The organism is Aeromonas enteropelogenes (assembly GCF_020097295.1).
GTDB classification, from domain to species: Bacteria; Pseudomonadota; Gammaproteobacteria; order Enterobacterales; family Aeromonadaceae; genus Aeromonas; species Aeromonas enteropelogenes.
In genome coordinates, this window is the sequence record NZ_CP083625.1 from 1,522,940 (window position 1) to 1,548,081 (window position 25,142).

Annotated in this window: 24 protein-coding genes; 12 read left to right on the forward strand and 12 right to left on the reverse strand. The window is 63.2% G+C overall.

Going from position 1 to position 25,142, the window contains the following annotated elements; genetic code table 11:
• Positions 1–40: 40 nt before the first annotated feature.
• The 4 genes from ovoA to LA321_RS07175 all read right to left on the reverse strand — a co-directional run bounded on the left by ovoA (position 41) and on the right by LA321_RS07175 (position 5,055).
• On the reverse strand, positions 41–2,191 hold the full coding sequence (ovoA, locus tag LA321_RS07160; RefSeq protein ID WP_042072607.1) for a 5-histidylcysteine sulfoxide synthase: 2,151 nt from the start codon (positions 2,189–2,191) through the stop codon (positions 41–43).
• 251 nt (positions 2,192–2,442) lie between these two features.
• Positions 2,443–2,949 (reverse strand): DinB family protein, encoded by a 507-nt coding sequence (locus LA321_RS07165; protein ID WP_042072606.1) that lies wholly within the window; start codon positions 2,947–2,949, stop codon positions 2,443–2,445.
• A gap of 75 nt (positions 2,950–3,024) precedes the next feature.
• Positions 3,025–3,879: an S-formylglutathione hydrolase gene (gene fghA / locus LA321_RS07170; protein ID WP_042072604.1), complete on the reverse strand. Its 855-nt coding sequence runs from the start codon at positions 3,877–3,879 to the stop codon at positions 3,025–3,027.
• Between the two features lie 48 nt (positions 3,880–3,927).
• The gene (locus tag LA321_RS07175; protein WP_042072602.1) at positions 3,928–5,055 is read right to left on the reverse strand and encodes an S-(hydroxymethyl)glutathione dehydrogenase/class III alcohol dehydrogenase; all 1,128 of its coding nucleotides are present in this window, start codon (positions 5,053–5,055) and stop codon (positions 3,928–3,930) included.
• 120 nt (positions 5,056–5,175) lie between these two features.
• On the opposite strand from LA321_RS07175, the gene LA321_RS07180 reads away from it, so the two are divergent.
• Positions 5,176–6,081 carry a LysR substrate-binding domain-containing protein gene (locus LA321_RS07180; RefSeq protein WP_042072600.1) on the forward strand — a complete coding sequence of 302 codons (906 nt, stop codon included), beginning with the start codon at positions 5,176–5,178 and terminating at the stop codon, positions 6,079–6,081.
• A gap of 115 nt (positions 6,082–6,196) precedes the next feature.
• Here LA321_RS07180 and LA321_RS07185 read toward each other — a convergent pair whose 3' ends face one another.
• The gene (locus LA321_RS07185; protein ID WP_042072599.1) at positions 6,197–7,060 is read right to left on the reverse strand and encodes a YicC/YloC family endoribonuclease; all 864 of its coding nucleotides are present in this window, start codon (positions 7,058–7,060) and stop codon (positions 6,197–6,199) included.
• Positions 7,061–7,206: 146 nt separating this feature from the next.
• Here LA321_RS07185 and rph point away from each other — a divergent pair, with 146 nt between their 5' ends.
• The 9 genes from rph (at position 7,207) to LA321_RS07230 (ending at position 16,797) form a co-directional block, all read left to right on the forward strand.
• A complete protein-coding gene (gene rph, locus LA321_RS07190) occupies positions 7,207–7,923 on the forward strand; it encodes a ribonuclease PH (RefSeq protein ID WP_042072598.1) in 717 nt (238 codons plus the stop codon).
• Between the two features lie 85 nt (positions 7,924–8,008).
• Complete coding sequence (gene pyrE, locus LA321_RS07195) at positions 8,009–8,662, forward strand: orotate phosphoribosyltransferase (protein WP_042072597.1); 654 nt, start codon at positions 8,009–8,011, stop codon at positions 8,660–8,662.
• Between the two features lie 178 nt (positions 8,663–8,840).
• The gene (locus tag LA321_RS07200; protein ID WP_042072595.1) at positions 8,841–11,261 is read left to right on the forward strand and encodes a heavy metal translocating P-type ATPase; all 2,421 of its coding nucleotides are present in this window, start codon (positions 8,841–8,843) and stop codon (positions 11,259–11,261) included.
• Positions 11,262–11,271: 10 nt separating this feature from the next.
• On the forward strand, positions 11,272–11,661 hold the full coding sequence (gene cueR / locus LA321_RS07205; RefSeq protein WP_026457258.1) for a Cu(I)-responsive transcriptional regulator: 390 nt from the start codon (positions 11,272–11,274) through the stop codon (positions 11,659–11,661).
• 192 nt (positions 11,662–11,853) lie between these two features.
• Positions 11,854–13,008, forward strand: a complete 1,155-nt coding sequence (locus tag LA321_RS07210; protein ID WP_042072594.1) for a GGDEF domain-containing protein — start codon at positions 11,854–11,856, stop codon at positions 13,006–13,008.
• A 30-nt stretch (positions 13,009–13,038) separates the two neighbouring features.
• Positions 13,039–13,302, forward strand: a complete 264-nt coding sequence (locus tag LA321_RS07215) for a YihD family protein (protein WP_026457260.1) — start codon at positions 13,039–13,041, stop codon at positions 13,300–13,302.
• A 196-nt stretch (positions 13,303–13,498) separates the two neighbouring features.
• A complete protein-coding gene (gene ccoG / locus LA321_RS07220; protein ID WP_042072592.1) occupies positions 13,499–14,950 on the forward strand; it encodes a cytochrome c oxidase accessory protein CcoG in 1,452 nt (483 codons plus the stop codon).
• 100 nt (positions 14,951–15,050) lie between these two features.
• Complete coding sequence (locus LA321_RS07225) at positions 15,051–16,040, forward strand: serine/threonine protein kinase (RefSeq protein WP_042072590.1); 990 nt, start codon at positions 15,051–15,053, stop codon at positions 16,038–16,040.
• A gap of 148 nt (positions 16,041–16,188) precedes the next feature.
• On the forward strand, positions 16,189–16,797 hold the full coding sequence (locus LA321_RS07230; RefSeq protein ID WP_042027154.1) for a thiol:disulfide interchange protein DsbA/DsbL: 609 nt from the start codon (positions 16,189–16,191) through the stop codon (positions 16,795–16,797).
• 70 nt (positions 16,798–16,867) lie between these two features.
• Here LA321_RS07230 and phnE read toward each other — a convergent pair whose 3' ends face one another.
• The 5 genes from phnE to LA321_RS07255 all read right to left on the reverse strand — a co-directional run bounded on the left by phnE (position 16,868) and on the right by LA321_RS07255 (position 22,049).
• Positions 16,868–18,415 carry a phosphonate ABC transporter, permease protein PhnE gene (phnE, locus tag LA321_RS07235; protein WP_052445749.1) on the reverse strand — a complete coding sequence of 516 codons (1,548 nt, stop codon included), beginning with the start codon at positions 18,413–18,415 and terminating at the stop codon, positions 16,868–16,870.
• Positions 18,403–19,164 (reverse strand): phosphonate ABC transporter ATP-binding protein, encoded by a 762-nt coding sequence (locus LA321_RS07240; RefSeq protein WP_042072628.1) that lies wholly within the window; start codon positions 19,162–19,164, stop codon positions 18,403–18,405. The genes phnE and LA321_RS07240 overlap by 13 nt, the downstream gene beginning before the upstream one ends.
• Positions 19,161–20,006: a putative selenate ABC transporter substrate-binding protein gene (locus tag LA321_RS07245; protein WP_042072589.1), complete on the reverse strand. Its 846-nt coding sequence runs from the start codon at positions 20,004–20,006 to the stop codon at positions 19,161–19,163. Before LA321_RS07245 ends, LA321_RS07240 begins: the two co-directional genes overlap by 4 nt.
• Positions 20,007–20,133: 127 nt before the next feature.
• Complete coding sequence (gene pncB / locus LA321_RS07250) at positions 20,134–21,312, reverse strand: nicotinate phosphoribosyltransferase (RefSeq protein ID WP_042072588.1); 1,179 nt, start codon at positions 21,310–21,312, stop codon at positions 20,134–20,136.
• A gap of 101 nt (positions 21,313–21,413) precedes the next feature.
• Complete coding sequence (locus tag LA321_RS07255) at positions 21,414–22,049, reverse strand: nicotinamidase (RefSeq protein WP_042072587.1); 636 nt, start codon at positions 22,047–22,049, stop codon at positions 21,414–21,416.
• 74 nt (positions 22,050–22,123) lie between these two features.
• Between LA321_RS07255 and LA321_RS07260 the strand changes: the two genes are divergently transcribed.
• Entirely contained in the window at positions 22,124–22,774 is a 651-nt protein-coding gene (locus tag LA321_RS07260) for an NUDIX hydrolase (protein ID WP_042072586.1), read from the forward strand.
• Positions 22,771–23,247: a DUF523 domain-containing protein gene (locus tag LA321_RS07265; protein WP_042072585.1), complete on the forward strand. Its 477-nt coding sequence runs from the start codon at positions 22,771–22,773 to the stop codon at positions 23,245–23,247. Before LA321_RS07260 ends, LA321_RS07265 begins: the two co-directional genes overlap by 4 nt.
• Here the strand turns inward: LA321_RS07265 and LA321_RS07270 are convergent.
• On the reverse strand, positions 23,202–24,158 hold the full coding sequence (locus LA321_RS07270; protein WP_042072584.1) for an acyltransferase: 957 nt from the start codon (positions 24,156–24,158) through the stop codon (positions 23,202–23,204). The two genes, LA321_RS07265 and LA321_RS07270, sit on opposite strands and share 46 nt — an antisense overlap.
• A gap of 6 nt (positions 24,159–24,164) precedes the next feature.
• The gene (locus LA321_RS07275) at positions 24,165–25,064 is read right to left on the reverse strand and encodes an acyltransferase (protein ID WP_042072583.1); all 900 of its coding nucleotides are present in this window, start codon (positions 25,062–25,064) and stop codon (positions 24,165–24,167) included.
• Between the last annotated feature and the right edge of the window lie 78 nt (positions 25,065–25,142).

Consider the following 25,142-nt stretch of genomic DNA (forward strand, 5'->3'; position numbering starts at 1 on the left):
GAGGGAGGCCAGTTGGCCTCCCTTTTCGTTTGCTGCCGCGTCAGCGTTTGCGCCACACGGTGAGCTGGGCCACCGTGTGCTGGTGCTTGCGGGCGGTCTCGCGGATGACGAAGGGCACCTCCCGCGGCGGAATATGCTCCTCGAACTCCGCCGCCAGCAGCCGCTGCAGCGCCTGATAGGTGGTGAGCGCCTCGCCGTTTTCGCGGATGCCGCCGAGCCAGTTGGCCTTGGGGGTATACTCCGTCAGCCAGGTATAGGGACTGGTGAGCACCAGCAGGCCGCCGCTGCGCAGCCTGGGAGCAATATCCCGCAGGAAACGGGCGGGTTCCCGCAGCCGGTCGATGAGGTTGGAGGCGAGCACCAGATCGTAGTGGTCATATTTGGGCTTGAGGTTGCAGGCATCCCCCTGGCTGAAGTGGATACGTTCCACCTGCTCGCGGCCCAGATCGTGGCTTGAGAGCCGCGCTTCGCAATACTCCACCAGATCCCCTTCCACCGGCATGGCGTAGCGGAAGCTGTCCTGGCTGGCCAGCGCCAGCGCTACGTCGATGAAGCGGGCCGAGTAGTCCACCCCGTCCACGTGTGCGAAGTGGCGTGCCAGTTCGAAGCTGGCACGGCCGGTGGCGCAGCCGATGTCGAGCGCTCGCTGGTGGTTGCTGCACAGTTCACTGGCCAGATCGGCCAGAGTCTTGGCGTAGTTGGCTACCCCGAAACGGGTCGGCCCGTACTGGAAGTCGAGGTATTGCGCGACGAGGGTGTCGGTTTCGTAAGGGTTCACGATGACGGGTTCCTGATAACGGGAGACCAGATAGCGGAAGCCCGCATGCTGGAAGAAGTGGCGACGAAAGGCGTAGCGGGATGACTTGAGTGCCTCGTTGCCGGTGCTAATCCAGCTGCCGCCCTTGATCAGGGTGTGCTTGCCATCGAAGGTGGGGGTGGAGAAGTCGTCGTAGAGGGGGTGCACCTTGAACCCCTCGAAGCCGTCGATGGCGGTGCCGGTCCACTGCCAGACGTTGCCCACCAGATCGAAGAAGTTGCCCTGGGGGCAAGCATCCACTGGGCAGGAGGAGGCGAAGCGGGCGAGATTGATGTTGCCGGGCGCCTCGATCCAGTCCGGCTGATCCCCAGGCACCCGCTCACGCAGCAGCATCCACTCCGCCTCGCTCGGCAGCTGGATGGGCAGCCCGGTCTGATCCGCTTTCCAGCGGCAGAAGGCGGCGGCCTCCAGCTGGTTGACCTCCACCGGCCAGTCCCAGGGCATGGCGACCTGTTCCGCCATCAGCCGCAGCTGCAGTTGGCCGGGGTTGGCCGGGTCGCCGACCCAGAAGGTGGGCATCCGGGCCCTGGCATACTGGCGCCAGCCCCAACCCTCCTCATCCCACCAGCTTTGCGTGTCATAACCCCCCGCCTGCACGAAGTCGAAATATTCGGCGTTGCTCACCAGCATGCGGCTGGCCTGGAAGGGGGCCAGCTCGATGTGGCGCTCGCCATATTCGTTGTCCCAGCCGTAGGTGGCGTCCTGTTTGCCGAGCCGCACCCGGCCGCCGGCCACCGGCAGCAGGCTGTTGGCGGGCACCTCGTTACGGCGATGGCGCGCCTCGGCGCAGACCGGCCACTGGGGCTGGCTGCGCACCCAGGCTAGCGGCAGCTGGCGGATCAGCACGCTGGAGGTCTCGAGGTGGATGCGCTCGTGTTCTATCCCCATCAGGATGACCCAGGCCGGGCTCTGCCAGTCGATGGGCAGTTCGAGCGGCATCTTCTCGATAAAGTCGACCACCAGGGCCCGCACGCGGGCGCGATAGGTGCGCAGCTCGCCGATAGCAGGCCAGTCGTAGTGGGTCTCGTCGAGATCGTCCCAGCTCATCTCGTCCACCCCGATGGCGACTATGGCCTCGATGCGGGCGTCGAGCCTGCTCTCGATGAGACGGGCCGCCAGCAGCTTGTTGATGAAGAAGGCGGCGGTGTGGCCGTAGTAGAAGATGAGCGGGTGGCGCAGAGGGATCGCCTTGTTGAACCAGGCGCGCTCGTCGGCCAGGCAGTCGAACAGCGAGTCGTAGAGATCGAAGGTCTGACAGAAGTAGGCGAGCAGCTCGCGGCGCTTGTGCTCGAGATCGCTGCCGGTCAGCAGCGGAGTACGGGTTGGCGCGGGCAGACCGACATCGGTGGAAAACAGGGGGCTGGCTTGGGTCACGCTTTGACTCCTTGTTGGCAGTGAAGACTGACAAGGCGGTGGTAAATCCATTACCGCGCTGGCGAGCTCTGTGGGCACAAAGTATCACTATTGGCTCAACAGACCGGCGCAGCAACCAAAAACTTGCACGGGTCGTCAGCCTCGCGCGTTCCGGCGCCGTGAGTCGGCAGGGCAGTTGCCCGGCGTGATGACAGATGACAAAAGGCCCCGCAGGGGCCTTTTGTCATGTCGGGCTGTCGGGGTCTGCAGCCTCAGGCGAGCGGGATTGCGAGACGCAGATCCGCGTTCAGCCGCATCAATAGCCACTGCATGCCGGCGAGATGCTGGTGGTCGTGGCTGACGAGCAGGCGTACCAGGCCATCCAGGGTTACCTCGCCATAACCGCCATAGCGGGCGCGCCGCCGCCAGGCCGGGGAGGGCAGGGCCTTAAGCCAGTCGACCGTCTCGCGGCGGGCGGCGCGAAAGCGTGCCAGTTGCACGGCGGGATCCTGCTGCCAGTACTGGTTGTCCTGTGCCAGTTGATAGCCATCGAGGGAGGCCAGCTCGGGCAGGCTCTCCTCCAAAGTGCGGCGAAAGCGCACCTGATAGCCCAGGGTTTCGATGTCCAGCAGGTGGCAGAGGTGGCCCCGGGCGCTGAAGCGCTCGGAGGGGATGCCAGCCCAGTTGACCGGCTCCCAGTCCAGATGGTCGGCTGGAACTTGTGCCAGCAGTTGCTCAAATTGATCCGGCATGGCTAGCAGGGTAGTGAAGAGAGGCATCCTTGTTTCTCGTTCCTTGTATATCAGGGCCGCCGAATCACGGCGGCCACCGGGTATGTGTCTAATGGCGAGTCGTCACTCCTGGGCCGGCTCATCCAGATGGCGGGCATGGAAGCGCAGGTGCGCCTCGATAAAGCTCGCCACGAAGTAGTAGCTGTGGTCGTAGCCGGGGTGGCGGTTGAGCTCCAGCGGCCACCCCTTGCCGGCGGCGGCATCGGCCAGGGCATCGATATGCAGCTGCTCGGCCAGGAAGGGATCGTCCAGCCCGACATCGACCCGGGTCGGCAGTGGCTTGACCGGCTCATTGCGCAGCAGCAGGCAGGTATCCCACTCCTGCCACAGCAGGGGGTTGTTGCCGAGGTAGGCGCCGAGTGCCTTCTGGCCCCAGGGGCAGCGGCTCGGATGACTGATGGGGCTGAAGGCCGATACAGAGCGGTAGCGGCCAGGCTCGCGCAGGGCGGCGATAAGCGCCCCGTGGCCCCCCATGGAGTGGCCGCTGATGGCGCGTTTCGTCGAGACCGGGAAGTGGGTCTCGATGAGCTCGGGCAGCTCGCGGGTGACGTAGTCGTACATCTGGTAGTGATCGCGCCAGGGGGTCTGGCTGGCGTTGACGTAGAAACCGGCACCCATGCCAAGGTCATAACCGGGATCGTCCGCTACCCCTTCGCCGCGAGGACTGGTGTCCGGCGCCACCAGGGCGATGCCGAGCTCGGCGGCGATGCGCTGGGCGCCTGCCTTCTGCATAAAGTTTTCATCGGTGCAGGTGAGGCCGGAGAGCCAGTAGAGCACGGGCACCTTCTGGCCGGTGAGGGCCTGGGGTGGCAGGTAGATGGCAAACTGCATGTCGCAGCCGAGCACGGTGGAGCTGTGGCGGTAGCGTTTGTGCCAGCCATCGAAGCTCTTGTTGCTGCTGATAATGTCCAGATTCATCGAGGAACTCCTGCACCCCGCCCGCAGTGGCGGGCGGGGTGATCATGCTCAGTAGTGGATGACGGTGCGGATGCTCTTGCCTTCGTGCATCAGATCGAACGCCTCGTTGATCTGCTCAAGCGGCATGGTGTGGGTGATGAAGTCGTCCAGCTTGAATTCACCCTGCATGTAGCGCTGCACGTAGCTCGGCAGCTCGCTGCGACCGCGCACGCCGCCGAAGGCGCTGCCGCGCCAGACCCGGCCGGTGACCAGCTGGAACGGACGGGTGCTGATCTCCTGGCCGGCACCGGCCACGCCGATGATGACCGATTCGCCCCAGCCTTTGTGGCAGCACTCCAGCGCCGCGCGCATCACCTTGACGTTGCCGATGCACTCGAACGAGAAGTCGACGCCGCCGTCGGTGAGCTCGACGATCACCTCCTGGATGGGCTTGTCATAGTCGTTCGGGTTGATGCAGTCGGTGGCGCCCAGCTTGCGGGCCAGTTCGAACTTGCTCTCGTTGATGTCGATGGCGATGATGCGGCCGGCCTTGGCCAGGCGAGCGCCGATCACGGCGGAGAGGCCGATGCCGCCCAGCCCGAAGATGGCCACGCTCTCACCTTCCTTGACCTTGGCGGTGTTCATCACGGCGCCGATGCCGGTGGTGACGCCGCAACCGAGCAGGCAGACCTCTTCCAGCGGGGCGGCCGGGTCCACCTTGGCGATGGAGATCTCGGGCAGCACAGTGTATTCGCTGAAGGTGGAGGTGCCCATGTAGTGGTAGATGGGCTGGCCGTCCTTGGAGAAGCGGGTGGTGCCGTCCGGCATCAGCCCCTTGCCCTGGGTGGCGCGGATCTTCTGGCACAGATTGGTCTTGCCGGATTTGCAGAATTTGCACTCGCCGCACTCCGGGGTGTAGAGCGGGATCACGTGATCCCCCACCTTGACGCTGGTGACGCCCTCGCCGACCGACTCGACGATACCGCCCCCCTCGTGACCCAGGATGCAGGGGAAGACTCCTTCCGGATCTTCACCTGAGAGGGTGAAGGCGTCGGTGTGGCAGACGCCGGTAGCGACAATGCGCACCCGTACCTCGCCAGCCTGGGGCGGCATGACCTCGACTTCTTCGATGGAGAGGGGCTGGCCCGGGCCCCAGGCGATGGCGGCCTTACACTTGATGCTTTGAACCTGTGCCATGACGGATGTCCTTATGGTTGAGCAGGGTGAACGGAATTGGGTTCGGACATCCAGTGTAGTTTCCCGCCGATTTGGTGATAATAAGGCGAAATCTCAAATCACTTTTACACATAGGTAATAATGTTCGGCTGGGAAGGGATCTGTGAATTTGTCAGCGTGGCGGAGCAGGGGGGCTTTACCCCGGCGGCGCGCAAGCTGGGGGTGTCGGTGGCGCAGGTGAGCCGGCAGGTGGCGCAGCTGGAGGATCGTCTGCAGGCCAAGCTGCTGCTGCGCACCACCCGTCAGGTGCGGCTCACCGAGCTCGGCGAGATCTACTATCGCCACTGTCGCCAACTGCTGGACAACCTCTACGAGGCGGAGCTGGCGGTGGGGCGCCATCAGGCGGTGCCGCAGGGCACCCTGCGCATCACGGCCCCCGTCTCCTACGGCGAGAGCCGGGTCGCCCCCCTGGTGAACGACTTCATGGTGCGCTACCCCCAGCTGGAGGTGACCCTCAACCTCACCAACCAGCTGCTGGACCTGGTGCACGAGGGTTACGATCTGGCACTGCGGCTCGGCCACCTCAAGGACTCCAGCCTGGTGGCGCGCAAGCTGGCGCAGCGGGTGCCCTATGTCTGTGCCTCGCCGGCCTACACCGCCCGCCACGGCATGCCCAACAGTCTCTCGGAGCTTGCCCGTCACACCTGTCTGGTGGGCAACAGCGACGAGTGGTACTTCACTCTGGATGGCCGTTCCCACAGTGTGCGGGTGCACGGCCTGCTGCAGTGCAACAGCGGGCACGCCCTGCTCGATGCGGCGCTCAAGGGGATCGGCATCATTCAGCTGCCGGACTACTACGTCAGTGACCATCTGGCCAGCGGCGAGCTTATCGAGCTGCTGCCCGAGCTGCGGGCGCTGGCGGAGGGGATCTGGGCCCTCTATCCCCACAACCGCCACCTCTCGCCCAAGGTGCGGCTGCTGGTGGACTATCTCGCCGAGCGGCTCGGAGCCCCCCAGCAACCGGCCCTGACCCGGCCGATAGGCTAGAGGAGTGCTCCAGGAGCTTGTTCCTGGGCTGCGCTGGCCGGACAAATAAAAAGCCCTTGAAATTCAAGGGCTCTTTCAATCGGTTACTGCGGCGACAGGCTCGCCTTGCGAGGCATCACTCGATGTTCTGGATCTGCTCGCGCATCTGCTCGATGAGGACCTTCAGCTCGACGGCGGACTGGGTCACTTCGGCGTTGATGGACTTGGAGCCGAGGGTGTTCGATTCGCGGTTGAACTCCTGCATCATGAAGTCGAGACGACGGCCACAGGCGCCACCCTTCTTCATGATCTTGTTGGTCTCGCTGATGTGCATCTCCAGACGATCCAGCTCTTCGGCCACGTCGATCTTCTGGGCCAGCAGCACGATCTCCTGCTCGATGCGGGTCGGATCCAGCTCGACTTTGGCTTCGGCCAGACGGTCGGTGAGCTTCTGGCGCTGCCACTCGATGATCTGCGGCAGGTGGGCGCGCACCTTGGTCACTTCCACCTGGATGCCAGCCAGACGCTGCTCGATCAGCGCCTTGAGGTTGGCCCCTTCACTGGCGCGGGAGGCGAGGAAGTCGTCCAGGGTCAGGTCGAAACCGCCCATCAGTTCGGTGGCGACCGCATCCATGTCCTGCTCGGCGGCGGCCATCACGCCCGGCCAGCGCAGTACGTCGACCGGGTTGAGCTGGCCCTGGCCTGCTTCTTTCATTACCCAGCTGGCGCTGTCGATGATGAGCCTGGCCAGCTCTTCATTGATATGAAGCTGGCTGGCGGCGGCCTGAGCGGCCTCGAAACGCAGGTTGCACTCCACCTTGCCACGCTGCAGTTTGGCGCGGAAACGCTCACGCAGTACCGGCTCCAGGCTGCGCAGTTGTTCCGGCAGGCGAATGTAGGTTTCCAGATAGCGCTGGTTGACCGAACGAATTTCCCAAACGGCTGTGCCCCAGTCGCCCTTGAATTCCTTGCGGGCGTAGGCGGTCATGCTGTGAATCATTGATTGTTCCGGGCTTGATGAAGTGTGGGGGCAGTATACCCAGCCAGGCTGGTGCCGTCAGCCGCTGCCTTGGTTTTAGCGGCTGATATTTGGGGCAGGATCACTTATACTCCTGCGCCAATTCAGCCAGCCCAGAGGTCCGTCCCATGCCACGTCCCAGCGATCGCACCGCCGCGCAAGTTCGCCCGGTTACCATCACCCGTCATTTCACCAAGCATGCGGAAGGCTCGGTGCTGGTGGAGTTCGGTAATACCCGCGTGCTTTGCACCGCCAGCGTCGACACCAGCGTGCCGCGCTTCCTGAAGGGCAAGGGCCAGGGCTGGGTGACCGCCGAGTACGGTATGCTGCCGCGCTCCACCCATTCCCGGATGAACCGCGAGGCAGCCTCCGGCAAGCAGAGTGGCCGCACCCTGGAGATCTCCCGTCTGATCGCCCGCTCCCTGCGCGCCGCCGTGGATCTGACCGCGCTCGGTGAGCACACCATCACCGTGGACTGCGACGTGCTGCAGGCCGATGGCGGCACCCGTACCGCGGCCATCACAGGGGCCTGCGTCGCCCTGGTGGATGCCCTGAACTGGATGCTGGAGAAGGGTCTGATCAAACAGAGCCCGCTCAAGCAGATGATCGCCGCCGTCTCCGTCGGCATGTTCCAGGGCGAAGCCATCTGCGATCTGGAGTACGTGGAAGACTCCGCCGCCGAGACCGACATGAACGTGGTGATGACCGAAGACGGTCGCATCATCGAGGTGCAGGGCACCGCGGAGGCCGAGCCATTCACCCATGAGGAGTTGCTGGCCATGCTGGCGCTCGCCAAGGGCGGCATCGAAGAGATTATCGCGCTGCAGAAGCAGTCGCTCTCCTGATTTCTGTTTTGAAAAACGCGGCATTGGCCGCGTTTTTTATACCCGAGACTTACCCCCACATACGCAAGCCAAGCAAGGAGCCAGAATGAAAGCCTACCAGCGTCAATTTATCGAGTTCGCCCTGGAGAAGCAGGTCCTCAAATTCGGTGAATTTACCCTGAAATCCGGTCGCAAGAGCCCCTACTTCTTCAACGCAGGCCTGTTCAACAGTGGCCGCGATCTGGCCCGCCTCGGCCGCTTCTACGCCGCCGCCCTGATGGATGCGGGCATCGAGTTCGATGTACTGTTTGGCCCGGCCTACAAGGGGATCCCCATCGCCTCCGCCACTGCGGTGCAACTGGTGGAGCAGCACGACGTGGACGTGCCCTGGTGCTTCAACCGCAAGGAGGCCAAGGATCACGGCGAGGGCGGCAACCTGGTGGGCAGCCCGCTCAAGGGGCGCATCATGCTGGTGGATGACGTCATCACCGCCGGTACCGCCATTCGCGAATCCATGGACCTGATCCAGGCCAACGGCGCTTCCCTGGCTGGCGTGCTGATCGCGCTGGACCGCCAGGAGAAGGGCAAGGGCGAGCTCTCCGCCATTCAGGAGGTGGAGCGTGACTACGGTGCCCACATCATCGCCATCATCCAGATGAGCGATCTCATCGCCTATCTGGAAGAGAAGCAGGCAGAGCAGCCGGAACTGGCTACGCAACTGACTGCCATGAAAGCCTATCGCGCCCAGTACGGCATCTGAGCTGTCGTTCATCCCGCGCAATAGCTGAATGTGGCGCCCGTTTGCTCCTGGGTAGCAAACGGGCGCCGTTTTTTCATCTGCAAAAAGTGGATCATGTGGCTTGAGTTTACCCTTACAGTAAAGGTTAGGGTTTGGTCATCGGCGCTATTTTGGCCGATTGGTTCCGGGGAGGAACAAGATGACCACTCATATTCAATTACCCATCCATCTGCAGCTGCCAATCACAGGCATGAGTTGTGCCAATTGCGCCAGCCGCATCTCCGCCGCCCTTAATCAGCTTGAAGGGGTGACGGCTTCCATCAACTTTGCGCTGGAACAGGCCGCCATCGAGCTGGACGATCCGGGCCGGCTGCCTGCGGTGCTGGAGAGCATCAAGGGGCAGGGCTACGACTACGGCAGCGAATCCTTTACCTTCCAGATCAGCGGCATGACCTGCGCAGGCTGCTCGGCCCGCCTCGAACGGATGCTGACAGCCCTGCCCGGCGTGCTCTCGGCCGAGGTCAATTTCTCCATCGAACAGGCCCGCATCACCCAGGTGCCCGGTATCCTGACCCCCGCCTCCCTGCGCGAGCAGATCGAGGCGCTCGGGTTTGGTGCCCAGCTGGCGCAAGGATCGGCCAGCGCCCGCCGCCAGCAGTTGCTGGAGCGAGAGGCGCAGGAGTCTGCCGCCGCCCACCAGGCTCTGATCCAGGTTATCGTCTCGGCGCTGCTGACTCTGCCGCTGCTGGTGGGCATGCTCGCCATGGCTGGCCTGCTGCCCTGGCATCTGCCCGCCTGGCTGGAGCTGGTGCTCGCCACGCCGGTGCAGTTCTGGGTAGGCAGACGCTTCTATCGTGGCGCCTGGCTCGCCATCAAGAATCGCTCCGCCAATATGGACGTGCTGGTGGCGACCGGTACCAGCGCCGCCTATTTCTACAGCCTCTATCTGTTGCTGACCCTGGGGATGGCCGCCAGTGGCAAGCTCTATTTCGAGGCAAGCGCCATCATCATCACCCTGATCTCCCTCGGCAAATTGCTGGAAGCCAGGGCCAAGCGCAGCACCCGCTCCGCCATTCGCGAGCTGATGGCGCTGCGCCCGGATACTGCCACCGTCTGGCGCGGCGAGAGCTGGCAGAGCGTGGCCATCGATGATGTGCTGCGCGGCGATCGGCTGCGGGTGCTGGTGGGCGAGCGGGTACCGGTGGACGGCAGGATCCTGCGCGGCGAGAGCGAGCTGGATGAGTCGATCCTCACCGGTGAGAGCCTGCCGGTGCCGCGGGGACTGGGGGAGAGCGTGCTGGGCGGGGCCATCAACCGCTCAGGGGTGCTGGAGATCGAAGCCACGACCGTGGGGGAGGACTCCAGCCTCAGCAAGATCATTGCCCTGGTGGAAAATGCCCAGATGGGCAAGGCGCCGCTGCAACAACTGGTGGACAAGGTTTCCGCCGTGTTCGTGCCAGTGGTGATGGCCATTGCCCTGTTCACCCTGCTGGCCTGGTATGCCTATAGCGGTGACTTCGGTCAGGCGCTGCTGGCCGCGGTGGCCGTGCTGGTGATTGCCTGCCCCTGCGCCCTGGGTCTGGCGACGCCAGCGGCCATCGTGACCGGCACCGGGGTGGCAGCACACCACGGCATTCTGATAAAAGATGTGGACACCCTGCAGAAGGCTCACGCCATCAAGGCGCTCATCTTCGACAAGACCGGCACTCTCACTCAGGGTCGGCCTGTGCTGGCGAGCTGGAGCGGCAACGATGAGCAGCTGCGCTTGGCTGCGGCCCTGCAGCAGGCGAGCGAGCACCCGCTGGCGCAAGCCATGCGCGAGGCGGTCGGTCAGGACGCCGTGTTGCCCCAACCGGAAGCGGTGGAGGTGCGGGTTGGCGCTGGCATCATGGGTCAGGTGGTGGGCCATGCAGTTGCCATTGGCAACACCAGCCTGTTGGCTCAGCTTGGCATTGCACAGCCGCAGCAGGATGAACAGCCCGCTGACGGGGCAACCCGGGTCTGGGTCGCCATTGATGGAGTGGCCGTGGGCATCGCCGCCCTGGCCGATACCCTGCGACCGGAGAGCCCGGCCGCCATCGCCACCTTGCGCCAGCGCGGCATCGCCAGCTGGCTGGTGAGCGGCGATGCGCCGGCGCCGGTGGCCCATATCGCCGCCAAGCTGGGGCTGGACGGGGCGTTTGACTCAGTGTTGCCGGCCGGCAAGGTAGAGAAAGTCGAGGCGCTGCGGGCGCGTACCCAGGGGCTGGTGGCCATGGTGGGGGACGGGGTGAACGATGCCCCGGCGCTGGCCGCGGCGGACGTGGGGATCGCCATGGGCTCCGGCTCCGACGTGGCGATGGAGACTGCCTCCATCACGCTGATGCGATCTGATCCGCGGCTGGTGGCCGATGCCATCGATATCTCGGCGGCCACCTGGCGCACCATTCAGCAGAATCTGTTCTGGGCCTTCGTGTTCAACATCATCGGTATTCCGCTGGCGGCGCTGGGCTACCTCAGCCCCGAGCTGGCGGGGGCGGCCATGGCCCTGAGCAGCATCACGGTATTGAGCAATTCCCTGTTATTGAAACGCTGGCAGCCCAAGGCGGGCAACCATGCTGGCACTCGAACAGACATGTAAGGAGTCATCCATGAACATCAGCAAGGTAGCCAAAGCCACTGGGCTGACCGCCAAGACCATCCGTTACTACGAGAGCATCGGCCTGATTTCGGCGCCGATCCGCAGCGACAACGGCTATCGCAGCTATACCGAGGGATCGCTGCGGGAGCTGCGTTTCGTCAAGCGGGCACGGGAGACCGGGTTCAATCTGGAGGAGTGTCAGGAGCTGCTGGCGCTCTATCGGGATGAGCACAGATCCAGTGCCCAGGTGAAGAAGCTGGCCCAGGAGAAGATCGTCGATCTGCGTGCCCGCATTGCCGGTCTGCAGGCCATGCTCAGCTCCCTCGAAGGGCTGGTCGGTTGCTGTCACGGGGATGAAAATCCTGAATGCCCGATCCTCGACGAGTTGGAAAAAGGCTGAAATCCGGCCCGGCAGACGCCGGCGTCATGATGGAAAAAAGAGGGAGGCAGGTCGTTTGTGAACGGCTTGCCTCCCTCTTTTTGGTCGGCATCCGGCTGCGGCAAAGTTGACTAACTTCTTAATAAAAGGCGCTTTATTGTTGCTCACTGGGGGGGATGGTAGACTGTTCGGCTCTTGTACAGGAGTACTCAGTTGACCCAGAGTGTGACACACCAGGTGAAGCAGGCCATCATGGTTCAGCTTTATACTCACGCCTTGTTCAGTCTTCCCTGTCTGGGCCTGCTGGCGTTTGGCTGGAGTCTGCTGTTTCATGACTATCTGCCCGTCAGTGAGGCGCTGGGCTGGTTGGCCGCTGTATTCCTGTTGCTGCTGTTCCGCTATTGGCATCTGCGCTGGCGTCAGCCCGCGTTGCGGCGAACAGCTGTGCCTGTCCTGGAGCGGGAGATGTTCATCGGGGTGACCGTCACCTCCATCATCTGGGCCCTCGGCGTGCTGCTCTACATGGACAAGTTGCCGGATACCTATCGCGCCGCCATGATGATGCTGACCAGCCTGATCCTCACCGGCAGCGCCATCATGCTGTTTGGCTCTCGCCGCATCGTCTATGGCGCCGTGCTGCCGCTGGGGTTCGCCATGCTGTTCGAACTCGGAGTGGGCAACGAGCAGGAGCGGATTGTCTCCACCATGCTGGCCGGCTACCTGTTCGTCTTTCTGCCGACCCTGCTGCGCCGCCTGCGCCGGGATCAGGTTGCCTCCCTCTATCACCGTTTCTCCAACGCCGATCTGGTGGCCGAATTGAAGGCGGTATCGGAGCATCTGCGCCTCACCTCCCGCCTCGACGGGCTGACCGGTATTGCCAATCGTGCCCATCTTGATGACTGTCTCGAGCGGGCGTGGCGGCGCTGTCATCGTGCCAGGGCGCCGCTCTCGCTGGTCCTGCTGGATGTGGATTATTTCAAACAGTTCAATGACTTCTATGGTCACCAGCTGGGCGATGACTGCCTGCAGCAGGTAGGCAGACTGCTGGCCGGGGTCGAGCGGCGGGAAGATGATCTGGCGGCCCGTTATGGGGGCGAAGAGTTTGCCCTGCTGCTGCCCTGCACCGGTATGCAGGGGGCGCTGCAGGTGGCGGACAGGATACGCACTGCACTCAAGGAATTAGGCATTCCCCATCAGAAATCCCTGGTCTCGAGCCGGGTCACCTGCAGCTTTGGCGTGGCCACCCTGATCCCGGACAACAGCATGAAAATCGCCGATTTGATCCAAAAAGCGGATGCGGCCCTCTATCAGGCCAAGCATAATGGGCGGGATCGAATCGAAGTGGCCTTGATGGGTAAGGTTGCCTGAGTTTAACGTGACAGATTGAAGAGGTTGTCTATGCAATGTCATCGTATCGAAGAGCTGCTGGAGTTGTTGCAGCCTGCCTGGATCAAGGAACAGGATCTCAGCCTGGTGCAGTTTGTAGCCAAACTGGCCAAAGAAGCGGGATTTGAAGGTCCCCTGTCCGAGCTGACCGACGACATGCTGATCTATCACCTCAAGATGCGGGAATCCGACAAGCAGGCGATGATCCCCGGTCTGGCCAAGGATCATGTGCCGGATTTCAAGGAAGCCCTGCTCAAGGCACGCGGCATCAAGTGACCCCGGGCGGTGTGCTGGACACCTGGCCTGGTTTCAGTGGAATCTCTTTGAAGGCGTTTCGTCAATGGGCGAAACGCCTTTTTTGTTACCGAAATTTGCGATCGATCGCCAATATTAGATACATCTAATCCACACAATTAGCAGGTTGTTTAAGATATAATCCGCTCCATAACAAATAAGGGAGCGATGTCTTGCAATGGCCGATCATGAAAAAATCGATATCAAGGATGTCACCGACAAGAGCGTAACCGGGACTTTCAACCCCAACACGTTCAAAGCCAGCGACGACAGATTCAACCCCGGCAACCGCATCTATGTCCGGGCCCAGACCGGGTACTGGCAGCGGGTGCGCAAGGGGATGGGATGGTTCTTCGTCGCCCTGTTCGTGCTGCTGCCCTGGCTGCGCTACGAGGGGCGCCAGGCGATACTGTTCGATCTCGCTCACCAGCAGTTCCACATCTTTGGTGCCACCATCTGGCCGCAGGATCTGACCCTGCTCGCCTGGATCTTCATGATCGCGGCCTTCGCGCTCTTCTTCGTGACCACCTTCCTCGGCCGGGTCTGGTGTGGCTATCTCTGCCCGCAGACGGTCTGGACCTTCATGTTCATCTGGTTTGAAGAGAAGCTGGAGGGGCCTGCCAACAAGCGGCGCAAGCTGGATGCGGCGCCCTGGAGCGGCGAGAAGCTGGCCCGCAAGGGGGCCAAGCATCTGGCCTGGCTGGTCATCTCGCTGGCGACCGGTCTTACCTTCGTCGCCTACTTCCAGGATGTGACCAAGCTGGTGCCCGACGTCCTGACCCTGCAGGCGGGGGGCTGGGTGATGTTCTGGGTGATCTTCTTCACCATCTGCACTTACGGCAACGCCGGCTGGATGCGCGCCATCATGTGTATCCACATGTGCCCCTATGCCCGCTTCCAGTCCGCCATGTTCGACAAGGACACCTTCATCGTCGGCTATGACACCAAGCGCGGCGAGACCCGTGGTGCCCGTGCCCGCAAGGCGGATCACAAGGCGCTGGGGCTGGGGGACTGCATCGACTGCGATCTGTGCGTGCAGGTCTGCCCGACCGGCATCGACATTCGCGACGGCCTGCAGTACGAGTGCATCAACTGCGGCGCCTGTGTCGACGCCTGCGATCAGACCATGGAGCGGATGGGCTATCCGAAGGGGCTCATCAGCTACACCACCGAGCACAAGCTGGCCAACGACTCCACTCATGTGGCGCGGCCCAAGCTGATTGGTTACGGCCTGGTGATGGCTATCATGCTGGGGGTCTTCGTCTACAACGCCATGTCCATCATGCCGATGGGGCTCGATATCCTGCGGGATCGCAACCAGCTGTTCCGCGAGAACAGCGAGGGGCTTATCGAGAACACCTACACCCTCAAGATCCTCAACAAGACCCTGCAATCCCAGACCTATCAGCTGGACGTGGAGGGGCTGCCGGAGCACGAGTGGTTCGGCCCGCGCGAGGTGACCCTGAAGGCGGGAGAAATTTATACCTTGCCGGTGAGTCTGGCGGTCGACCCCTACAACCTGAAGCGGCCGGCGCTGGACATCCAGTTCGTGCTCAAACGCGAAGGTGCCGCCGACGATGACAGCAAGGGCACCCTGCGTCAGGCCAGCAAGTTTATCAGCCGGCTATAACGGCAGGGGGGACAGTCAGCACTCATCAAAGTGGTTGCCCGGTTCAGGCATCCATCTCAACGAGTGGTGATAGAATGGGGCGCTACAGCGCCCCTTTCTCATGGTGGATGACATGCGTTTCAACTATTCCGATCTCACACCCGACCTCATCATGGATGCGCTGGATCTCAGCGGTCTGCGGCTCGACTCCGGCCTTATCGAACTCAACAGCTACGAGAACCGGGTCTACCAGTTTCAGGACGAGGATCGTCGCCGCTATGTGGTGAAGTTCTACCGCCCCGGCCGCTGGAGCCGGGCCCAGATCCTGGAGGAGCACGAGTTCGCCGCCCGTCTGGCCGAGGCGGAGATCCCGGTCGCCGCGCCTCTCTCCTTCGCGGGGGAGACCCTGCTGGAGCATCAGGGCTATCCGTTCGCCATCTGGCAGAGCGTCGGTGGCCGCCAGTTCGAGGTGGACAACCTGGATCAACTGGAGTGGGTGGGGCGCTACCTTGGCCGCATCCACCAGATTGGTGCCAGCAAGCCGTTTCACCATCGCGTCCGACTGGATGTGGAGAGCATGCTGCACGAGCCGCGTCAGCTGCTGGCGGCCGGTGAGTGGCTGCCGAGCGGGCTGGCCAAACAGTTCTTCGGCGTGCTGGACGAGCTGATCAAGCATGTCGGCGATGCCATGAGCCTGGATGTCTCCCACATCTCCCTGCATGGCGACTGCCACCCGGGTAACATCCTGTGGCGCGATGGCCCCCTGTTCGTCGATCTCGATGATTGCCGCACCGGTCCCGCCATCCAGGATCTCTGGATGATGCTGAGCGGCGAGCGCCACGAGCAGCTGGTCCAGCTCGATACCCTGCTGGCGGGTTACGAGGAGTTCATGGAGTTCGATCCGCGCGAGCTGGCGCTCATCGAACCGCTGCGGGCCATGCGCATCGTCCACTACATGGCCTGGCTGGCGCGGCGCTGGGAGGATCCCGCTTTCCCCCGTCACTTCCCCTGGTTCAATACCGAGCATTACTGGCGTCAGCAGATCGCGACCCTGCACGACCAACTGGAGGCGCTCAAGGCACCGCCCCTGACTCTGACGCCGGGTTGGTGATAGGGGCGCAACCCGGCTGGTGACGAGCGCGGGAGGAGGGATCCCTGGTCACTTCTTTGCCATTGACGGCGAAGGGGGGACGCAATAGGCTTGGCACTGCTTCGGTTCGCCGGGCGTGCCTCACAGTGATCCCTTAACAGGAAACATCATGAAAAAAATCCTATTTTTCCTCGCTGCCATGCTGATGATGCCCATGGTTCACGCCGCCCCCGAATTCAAGGAAGGCGTTAACTATGACGTGGTCAAGCAGACTGGCACCGCCCAGCCGGAAGTGTTGGAGTTCTTCTCCTACTACTGCCCGCACTGCTCGACGTTCGAACCGATCGTGGAACAGCTGAAGCAGGATCTGCCACAGGGCGTTCCCCTCAAGAAGAACCCGGTTGCCTTCCTGGGCCGTGAAATGGGCCCGGAGATGCAGCGTGCCTACGCGCTGGCGACCCTACTGAACGTTGAAGGCAAGCTGACTCCGGCCATCTTCAACAAGATCCATACCCAGCGCAAACCGCCGATGAGCCGCGATGACGTGAAACAGATCTTCGTGGACAACGGCGTGCCGGCCGAGGAGTTTGACGGTGCCGTCGACAGCTTCGCCGTCTCCGGCATGGTTTCCCAGTTTGACCGCAACACCGAGAGCTACAACATTCGCGGTGTGCCAGCCTTCCTGGTAAACGGCAAGTACATGGTGAAAATCGAATCCATTACTTCCCAGGAGCAGTTCAACCAGCTGGTGAAATTCCTGCTGGCCAAGAAAGACTGATCCAGAGTGACCCGATGAAAAAAGCCCGCCGGTGCAAACCGGCGGGCTTTTTGTTTATCAGGAGCCTGCGTCAGATCTGGCAATCCCGCTGGGTGGGAGCCGGGCGTGGCAAGCGGGTGCGGCGGCTGATGGCCTCCGCCAGCCAGACCAGCAACAGTATGGCCAGCAGCAGGGTGGCGGTCTGATCGTAGCGGAACAGGCTCAACGATACATAGAGCTGCTGTCCCAGGCCACCGGCACCGACTACGCCGAGTATGGTAGCGGCCCTCAGGTTCATCTCGCCGCGATAAAGGCTGTAGGCCAGCCACTGGCGTGTGACCAGGGGAAACAGCCCATACCAGAAGCTGGCAATGGATCCGGCTCCGCTCAGTTGCAGGGCGAGGCGGGGGGCGGGATCCGCGTTCTCCAGGGTCTCCACGAAGAGGCGCGCCAGCACCCCCGTGGTGTGCAGGGTCAGCGCCAGTATGCCCGCCACCGGCCCCAGCCCGACCGCGATCACCAGCAGGCTGGCGAAGATGAGCTCGGGCACGGAGCGCAGCAGGTTGAACAGCAGGCGCAGCGGCCAGCAGTGACGGGCGAGACAGGCGAGCGGCAGGGCCAGCAGGGCGCTGAAGAGGGTACTCAACAGCGCCATCTGCACCGTATCGAGCAGGCCGCTGGCCACCGTCTTGAGGAAGGGCCATGACCAGTCCGGTCGCAAAAACTCCTCCACGAAGGAACCCAGCCCGCTCAGGGAGAAGCTCAGCATGCGCCAGTCGAGCTGGTACAGGGCGAGAGCTGCGGCCAGTCCCAGGCAGATCAGCAACAGCAGGCCGGGGGAGCGGCTGTGGCGCAGCCAGGCGCTGAGACCATCCGCCAGGGTCACCAGCAGGATAAAGGCCAGCAGCAGGGTCACCACCTCGCCACCGGCAAACATGCGCAGGGAGAGTTCGAGCTGCTGACCGAGCCCGCCGGCCCCGACGAAGCCCATGATGACGGAGGCGCGCAGGGCGCACTCCCAGCGATAGACGGTGTAGGAGAGCAGCTCCTGGCGCACCGCAGGCAGCACGCCATACCAGAGTGCCTGCAGCCGGCCGCTGCCGCCGAGCAGCAGGGCGCGGGCCGGTTGCTGGGCACCGCTCTCCATGATCTCGTTGTAAACCTTGGCCAGCATGCCGCCGTAGCTGACGGCGATGGCCAGGATGGCGGCCAGCGGCCCGAGTCCCGACAGGCGCACGAACAGCAGTGCCCAGATGAGCTCGGGCAGGCTGCGCAGCACGATGGCGACAAGGCGCGATAAGCCCCGCAAGGCGCCGCGCAGCGGACTGGGAACGGGACCCAGTTCGGCCAGCGACAGGGCGCGCGAGCCGAGCAGGGCAAAAGGGACGCCGAGCAGCAGGGCGCCCGCCAGCCCCAGAGTCGCGACGGCCAGGCTCTCCAGGGTCGCGGTCAGGGTCAGGGTGAGGAAGTCCCGATCAAAACGGGGTGGCCAGCTGGTGGCGAGGAAGTTGCCCATCTGCCGCCAGCTCTGGCCGTCGAACAGGCCGAGCCAGCCATCGGCTTGTTGCCACAGGCTGTAGCCGATCAGCAGCAACAGCCAGGGCAGGGGATGGCGCCAGCGGTGGGTCAGTTCAAACACGCAGCCGCCTCGTCATCACCGGCGTAGAGGTCGGCCAGCATGGCCGGAGTAACGGCTGCCGCCGGACAATCGAACTGCACCCGCCCCTCGCGCAAACCGATGATGCGGGGGAAACGGCCGAGCGCCAGCTCGACCGCATGCAGGTTGGCGACAAGGGTGCTGCCCCGGGCGCGGGCCTGGGCCAGCAGGGCATCCAGACTGCTCTGAGCGAGCACTGGGTCGAGGGCGGAGACGGGTTCGTCCGCCAGGATCAGATCCGGCTGTTGATAGAGCACCCGAGCGATGCCGACCCGCTGTAACTGGCCACCGGAGAGCTCGCCGCAGCGTTGCTGCCACTTGTCGGCAAGGCCGAGGCGGGCCAGCTCGGTCCGCGCGCCTTCGGGGTCGCAGGGACGCAGCAGGGAGAGTAAGGAACGGCCGAGAGACCACTGGCCGAGCCGACCGGCCAGCACTGCGGTCACCACCTTCTGGGAAGCAGGCAGCGGAGGCTGCTGCCAGACCATGCCGATCCGGCTGCGCAGCCGCTGGCGGTCCCGGGTAGAGAGGGTCCAGGGATCCTGATCCCAGAGGGCGAGCCTGCCTTCGCCGCGCAGCTCGGTGCCGATCAACCGCAGCAGGCTGGTCTTGCCCGCGCCGCTTGGCCCTATGACGGCCACGCACTCGCCCGCCGCTATCTGCAGGCGAAACGGCTGCAGGATGCGGCTCTGGCCGAGCCGCAATCCTTCCCCGTCCAGCGCGACGGCGATCACTTCAGCAGGCCGGCCTGGGTTGCGGCGGCTTCGATGCCCAGGTAGTTCTCGGGCTTGGTCTCGATGAAGCGGCTGGCGCGTTGCAGCTTGAGGATCTCGGCCTGGGCGGGTACCGCCGGATCAAGGCTCAGGAAGGCCTGCTTGATCTTCTCTTGCAGGGCCGGATCCATGTCGCCGCGCACGGTCCAGTTGTAGTCAAAGTAGGTGGGGGTGGTCCAGATCACCTTGACCTTGGCGGTGTCGACCTTGCCCTCTTCCACCAGTTTCTCCCACACGGAAGCGTTGAGCGCGCCAGCCGGCACCTTGCCGGAAGCGACCCAGGCGACGGTGGCGTCGTGGGCGCCGGAGAAGGCGACGTGGGCGAAGTCACGCTCCGGGTTGATGCCCTGTTCGGCCAGGAAGTGGCGCGGCATCAGGTGACCCGAGGTGGAGGAGGGAGAGCCGAACGCGAAGTCCTTGCCCTTGGTGTCGGCCAGGGTCTTGATGCCGCTGTCGGCATTGGCGATGAACTTGGAGGTGAACTGGGCATCTTCCTGGCGCTGCACCAGCGGCACGACCTTGTCGGCACGGCGGTGGGCCTGCACATAGGTGAAGCCTCCGAGCCAGGCCATGTCCAGCTTGCCGGCGGCCAGCGCTTCGACCACGGCGGCGTAGTCGTTGACCGGCACGAACACTACTTCACGGCCCGTCTTCTCGGCCAGGTAGTCACCCAGCGGAGCAAACTTGCGCTGCAGCTCGGTGGGGGCTTCGTCCGGGATGGCGGAGACCCGCAGCGGCTCGGCGGCGACGGCGCTCAGGCTGGCGAACAAGGTGGTGAGGGCGAGTATCCATTTACGGGTCATGGCGCATTCCTTTGTGGTCTGTCGTTCGAGTAATAGAAAGGCCCGACACGAGTCGGACCTTATCAGGGGGGGTCATGGTAGGGGGCCTGTGGCCCCGGGCGCAAGATGCTCCCCGCAAAAATGGGGGCTACACCCCGACGTGGAAGGCCTGCTTGAGGTTGCGGATAAAGTCCGCATCCCGGCACAGGGTCTTGCCCGGACTGTCGGAGATCTTGGCGACCGGGCCACCGTTGCACTCCATCATCTTGAAGACGATGTTCATCGGGGTGACCCCGGGCAGATCGCAGGTGAGCTTGGTGCCGATGCCGAAACTGGTGTTGATGCGACCGCGGAAGTGGCGCATCAGCTGCACCGCCTTGTCGAGGTTGAGACCGTCGGAGAAGACCAGCGTCTTCTCGGTGGGGTCGATGCCGAGCCGCTGGTAGTGGCTGATGGCCTTCTCGCCCCACACCACAGGGTCGCCGGAGTCGTGGCGCAGCCCCTGATAGCGGCTGGCCAGCTCGAAGTCGAAGTCACGCAGAAAGGCATCCATGGTGATGCAGTCGGTCAGGGCGATCCCCAGATGGTCGGTAAACTCGTCCAGCCAGCTGGTGAGGGCGGCGCGCTGGCTGTGCTCAAGCGGGAAGCCGAGCTGCTGGTGGGCCTGGAACCACTCGTGGGCCTGGGTGCCCACCGCCGGCAGCCGGTATTTCTGGGCCAGCTGGTAGTTGCTGGTGCCGCGAAACGCCGGCAGGCGCTCCTTGAGGCGGCCCACCACGGCATCCTGTACCGCGTGGGAGAAGCGGCGGCGGGTGCCGAAGTCGATGAGGTTGAACTCCTTCATCTCTTCCGGGCTGAGATCCCGCTCCAGCTTGTCGATCTTCTGGTCGAGGCGTTCTAGCGCCTGGCTGACGCCAAACTGGGGGTAGCGGAAGCGGTTGCGCATCTCGCTGATGATGGCGAGCACCGGGATCTCCCACAGGATCACGTCCTGCCAGGTGCCTTCGACCCGCACATTGATGCGGCCATCCTGCTCGAACACCTTGAGCAGGGAGGCATCCAGCGGCTTGCGGCGCAGGTGATCGAGATAATCGGTGGTGAAGAAGGGGCGCTCGGCCAGGAAGTCGAGCTCGGGTCGGGTCAGCCGCAGGGAGCCGGCCAGGCGCAGCTGCTCCTCGATCTGGCCCATCATGGGCAACAGGTCTTCTTCGTTGCGGCTGTGGAATTCGGCCACCACCTCGGCATCCGGATAGCGATGGAACACCGCCTGCTGCATATGCAGCTTGTAGGCATCGGTGTCGAGCAGGCTGTTGAGTATGGGCAGCATATCAGTATCCCCGCAGGCCGGTGAGCCACATGGCCCACCCCTGCTGCATAGGTAGTTTGCAGACGCCGCTGTCGGGCAGACCCATGAGGGTCGGGGACATATCAGGCGTCCAGCAGGCGTTGTACATCGGTCAGGGTCTGGGCCAGTTCGGCGCCAGCCTCGATCATCTGGGTGCAGGCGCTGGCAACCGTCCCGGCGGCGATGCCACGGCAGGCATCGAGGTGGACGATCACCCGGAAACCGGCGCGGCGTAGTTGCAGCACGCTGGTCTTGACGCAGTAGTCGGTGGCCAGGCCGCCGACCAGCAGGGTCTCGACCCCGCGGGCTTGCAGGAATTCGATGAGCCCTGTGCTGCGCCGCTCCGCCAAATCGTGGAAACAGGTGCCATAGGGATGCAGATCCGGCTCGACCCCCTTCCAGACGAAGAAGTCATAATCGACCGGGGCCGGCAGGCCGTCGAGCAGCTCGAAGCCGCGGGTGCCCGGCACGCAGTGCACCGGCCAGGTGAGGTCGGCGTTGGGCAAATCCAGCGGCAGCAGCATGCCGGCGGGATCGGATACCGCCCAGTCTGCATTGGCGGGGTGGGCGTCCTTGCTGCCGATGCGTAGCGAGGCGAGAGCGGCCTGGGCGTTGAGCGCAGCCACAATATCATCCCCCCCTGCGACGGGCAGTTCATTCGGGCAGAGGGGAGTGAATCCCTTCTGCGCATCAATATCCAGGCTGGCGATGATTCCCATGAGTGGCTCCTGCACATATTATTCGTGTGATATTATCTACCAAACATTAATGGAAGGCGAGCAGGGCGATCGACATGTTGAGAATGAGTCTGGATATGGTGGTGTTGCGACTGCGTGACGAGCGGCTGGAACTGCTGCTGGAGACCCGCGATCGCCCCCCCTTCGCCCACTGCTGGCAACTGCCTGCCCTGCGCATCGACGAGACGCGGGACCGGGATCTGGACGCCGCCCTGCGCCGTCTGCTGGCTGAATGGGGGCTGGGCCACTGCTACAGCGAGCAGGTCTGCACCCTTGGCAATCTGGAGCGGGATCCCCGTGGCTGGTCCACCACGCTCGTTTATCTCTGTCTGGCCGAGCCCGATGTTGAAGTGACGCGCGGCTGCTGGCATCCGCTCTCGGCCCTGCCCGGTCTCAGCCTCGCCTTCGACCATCCCCAACTCATCGCCAGAGGGCTGGAGCGGCTGCGGATCAAGAGCCGCTACAGCACCCTGCCGCTGCAACTGCTGGGGACGGAATTCACCCTCTCCGAGGTGCAGCGCGCCTTCGAGATCATCCTGCAGACCCCCATGAATACGGCGGCGTTTCGCAAGCGGATCCATCGCGCCGAGATACTGACGGACACAGGCCGCAAACGGACCGGCAAGCAGCGTCCGGCCATCCTCTACCGGCTGGAGAGCCCCTGCTGCGTCATGTTCGATCAGGTGATGAATGGAGCGGAAGCATGAGTGATACGAGGGCGCACAAGGTGCTGGTGAGTGCCTGCCTGTTGGGACAGCCAGTGCGTTACGATGGCCAGAGCAAGGGCATCGTCAGCGACTGGTTGGCAGAGTTGGGAGCCGAGGGGCGGGTGCTGGCCTTCTGTCCCGAGGTGGCGGGCGGCCTGCCGACCCCTCGCCCACCTGCCGAGCGGCAGGAGGAGCTTGTGGTGACCGCAAGCGGGCTGGATGTGACGGCGGAGTTTGCGCGCGGCGCCGTGCTGGCGCTGGAGACTTGTCAGCAGCAGGGGATTCGCTTTGCCCTGCTGAAAGAGGGGAGCCCCTCCTGCGGTAGCGGCCGCATCTACAACGGCCGCTTCGAAGGGGTTTCGGTGGCGGGCGAGGGCATGACCACTGCCCTGTTGCGCCGCCACGGCATCGCCGTGTTCAGCGAGGATCAGCTGCCCGAGCTGGCCTCGGCACTCGCCTTGTCGGCAACCTGACGGGACCCGGTTGTCATATCATCTTCCTGCCACTGGGCCAGCACGGCGTCCTTCTCCTGCCAACGCTGGTTCAGCCACTCCTGAAAGCCGCGTTTGAACTGCTTGTCGTTGAAGTAATCGCCGATCAGTGCCTCATCGATCGGCAGCTCCTCGATCCGCACCCGGATCCGCTTCATCCGCCCCATCAGAAAGTCCTTGAAGGGGGTCTCGGTGTTGTCCGGGTAGCTGATGGTGACGTTGATCAGGCTGTTGAACTGATCGCCCATGGCCGCCAGGGTAAAGGCGAGCCCGGCCGCCTTGGGCGGCATCAGGTGGCGAAAGCGAGAACGGGAGGCGTCGCGTTTCTGCTCGGTGAAGCGGGTCCCCTCCACGAAGTTGATGACGGTGGTAGGGATGTGGCGAAACTTCTCGCAGGCGTTGCGGGTGGTCTCGATATCCTTGCCCCGCAGATGCGGATTGCGCAGCAAAAACTCCCGTGAGTAGCGGCGCATAAAGGGCATATCCAGCCCCCAGCAAGCGAGCCCCAGCAGCGGGATGTAGATGAGCTCGTGCTTCATGAAGAACTTGGGTACAGGCAGCCTGTCCCGGAACAGATGGCCGAGCACGACGATGTCGGCCCAGCTCATGTGGTTGCTGATGATGAGATACCAGCCATCCTTGCGCAGCCGGGTGTCGTCCTCCACCTGCCAGTCGATGCGGGTGGTGAGGCGGATCACCAGGGCGTTGCAGCCGAGCCACAGGCGCATGAAGCGGTTGTTGAGCCGGCTGCAGGCGCGGCCAAAGGCCGGCACGGGCAGCAGCAGTTTGGCCAGCGAAACCAGCAGGATCAGGCTGGCGCACAAGGCAGTAAAAAGAATGGTCAGGCCGGCGCTGATGAGCAGCACCAACGGGCCGGGAAGCAGGGATAACATGGGTGTTTACTGTGCCTTGGTTGCCAGCAGCTGGGTCAGGGTCTGGTCTTTCTCGCGCCAGATCCCGTTCAGCCACTGTTGAAACTCTTGTTGGAAGTCGGGGTCATTGAAGTAGTCCCCCACCAGCTTGCGGTCGATCGGCAAATAGCGGATCTGGACCTTGATCTCCCCGACCCGACCGCACATGAAATCCCAGTAGCTGGGAATGCCGTCCGGATAGGCGATGGTCACATCCACCAGTTGATGCAACTGATCACCCATGGCTGCCAGGGTAAAGGCGATGCCACCCGCCCTTGGATGGAGCAGGTGCCGGTAGGGTGACCCCTGCTTCTGATGCTTGGTCGGGGTGAAACGGGTGCCTTCGACAAAATTCATCACACTCACCGGAATGTGGCGGAATCTGGCACAGGCTTTACGCGTCGTTTCAATGTCTTTTCCCTTCAAATGAGGGTTCTTTTCCAGAAATTTTCTGGAATATCGCCGCATGAAGGGGAAATCGAGCGCCCACCAGGCCAGACCGAGAAAAGGTACCCAAATCAGCTCTTTCTTGAGGAAAAACTTCAGGAAGGGGATTTTTTGATTAAAAACCCGCTGCAGTACCAGTATGTCGACCCAGGATTGATGGTTGGCAATCACCATATACCACTCATTCCGGCGCCCTTTGTCCACTCCGACCACATCGAAAGGGGTTCTGATGATGGTTTTCTGGATCAGGTTGTTGAAACCAATCCAGCAGCCGGCACAGCCATCCAGCAACCAGTTGCAGAAGGTTCGCCAGCCCCTGACGGGCAGCAACAGCTTGAGCAGGCCCAGGGAGAGCACGGGGATAAACCAGAACAGGGTATTGAAAAAGTAGAGCAGGGTGGAGAGGCTGCCGCGCAGTCGCTCTATCAGCTTGTTGGGCATGATTCGGGTCCGTCTTGCAGTCTGTAGCGACGCATCAAGTGGTCAGATCTGTGGCCATAATATCAGCCGACGCTTTCC

What these genes read in the sequence shown, in the direction of transcription:
- cueR (WP_026457258.1), top strand. Translation starts at nt 11,272, where the DNA reads ATGAACATCAGCAAGGTAGCCAAAGCCACTGGGCTGACCGCCAAGACC.
- pyrE (WP_042072597.1), top strand. Translation starts at nt 8,009, where the DNA reads ATGAAAGCCTACCAGCGTCAATTTATCGAGTTCGCCCTGGAGAAGCAG.
- LA321_RS07200 (WP_042072595.1), top strand. Translation starts at nt 8,841, where the DNA reads ATGACCACTCATATTCAATTACCCATCCATCTGCAGCTGCCAATCACA.
- pncB (WP_042072588.1), bottom strand. Translation starts at nt 21,312, where the DNA reads ATGCTGCCCATACTCAACAGCCTGCTCGACACCGATGCCTACAAGCTG.
- LA321_RS07270 (WP_042072584.1), bottom strand. Translation starts at nt 24,158, where the DNA reads ATGTTATCCCTGCTTCCCGGCCCGTTGGTGCTGCTCATCAGCGCCGGC.
- LA321_RS07180 (WP_042072600.1), top strand. Translation starts at nt 5,176, where the DNA reads ATGTTCGGCTGGGAAGGGATCTGTGAATTTGTCAGCGTGGCGGAGCAG.
- fghA (WP_042072604.1), bottom strand. Translation starts at nt 3,879, where the DNA reads ATGAATCTGGACATTATCAGCAGCAACAAGAGCTTCGATGGCTGGCAC.
- LA321_RS07245 (WP_042072589.1), bottom strand. Translation starts at nt 20,006, where the DNA reads ATGACCCGTAAATGGATACTCGCCCTCACCACCTTGTTCGCCAGCCTG.
- rph (WP_042072598.1), top strand. Translation starts at nt 7,207, where the DNA reads ATGCCACGTCCCAGCGATCGCACCGCCGCGCAAGTTCGCCCGGTTACC.
- LA321_RS07265 (WP_042072585.1), top strand. Translation starts at nt 22,771, where the DNA reads ATGAGTGATACGAGGGCGCACAAGGTGCTGGTGAGTGCCTGCCTGTTG.
- LA321_RS07215 (WP_026457260.1), top strand. Translation starts at nt 13,039, where the DNA reads ATGCAATGTCATCGTATCGAAGAGCTGCTGGAGTTGTTGCAGCCTGCC.
- LA321_RS07275 (WP_042072583.1), bottom strand. Translation starts at nt 25,064, where the DNA reads ATGCCCAACAAGCTGATAGAGCGACTGCGCGGCAGCCTCTCCACCCTG.
- LA321_RS07225 (WP_042072590.1), top strand. Translation starts at nt 15,051, where the DNA reads ATGGTGGATGACATGCGTTTCAACTATTCCGATCTCACACCCGACCTC.
- LA321_RS07175 (WP_042072602.1), bottom strand. Translation starts at nt 5,055, where the DNA reads ATGGCACAGGTTCAAAGCATCAAGTGTAAGGCCGCCATCGCCTGGGGC.
- LA321_RS07255 (WP_042072587.1), bottom strand. Translation starts at nt 22,049, where the DNA reads ATGGGAATCATCGCCAGCCTGGATATTGATGCGCAGAAGGGATTCACT.
- LA321_RS07230 (WP_042027154.1), top strand. Translation starts at nt 16,189, where the DNA reads ATGAAAAAAATCCTATTTTTCCTCGCTGCCATGCTGATGATGCCCATG.
- LA321_RS07185 (WP_042072599.1), bottom strand. Translation starts at nt 7,060, where the DNA reads ATGATTCACAGCATGACCGCCTACGCCCGCAAGGAATTCAAGGGCGAC.
- LA321_RS07165 (WP_042072606.1), bottom strand. Translation starts at nt 2,949, where the DNA reads ATGCCTCTCTTCACTACCCTGCTAGCCATGCCGGATCAATTTGAGCAA.
- LA321_RS07260 (WP_042072586.1), top strand. Translation starts at nt 22,124, where the DNA reads ATGTTGAGAATGAGTCTGGATATGGTGGTGTTGCGACTGCGTGACGAG.
- ccoG (WP_042072592.1), top strand. Translation starts at nt 13,499, where the DNA reads ATGGCCGATCATGAAAAAATCGATATCAAGGATGTCACCGACAAGAGC.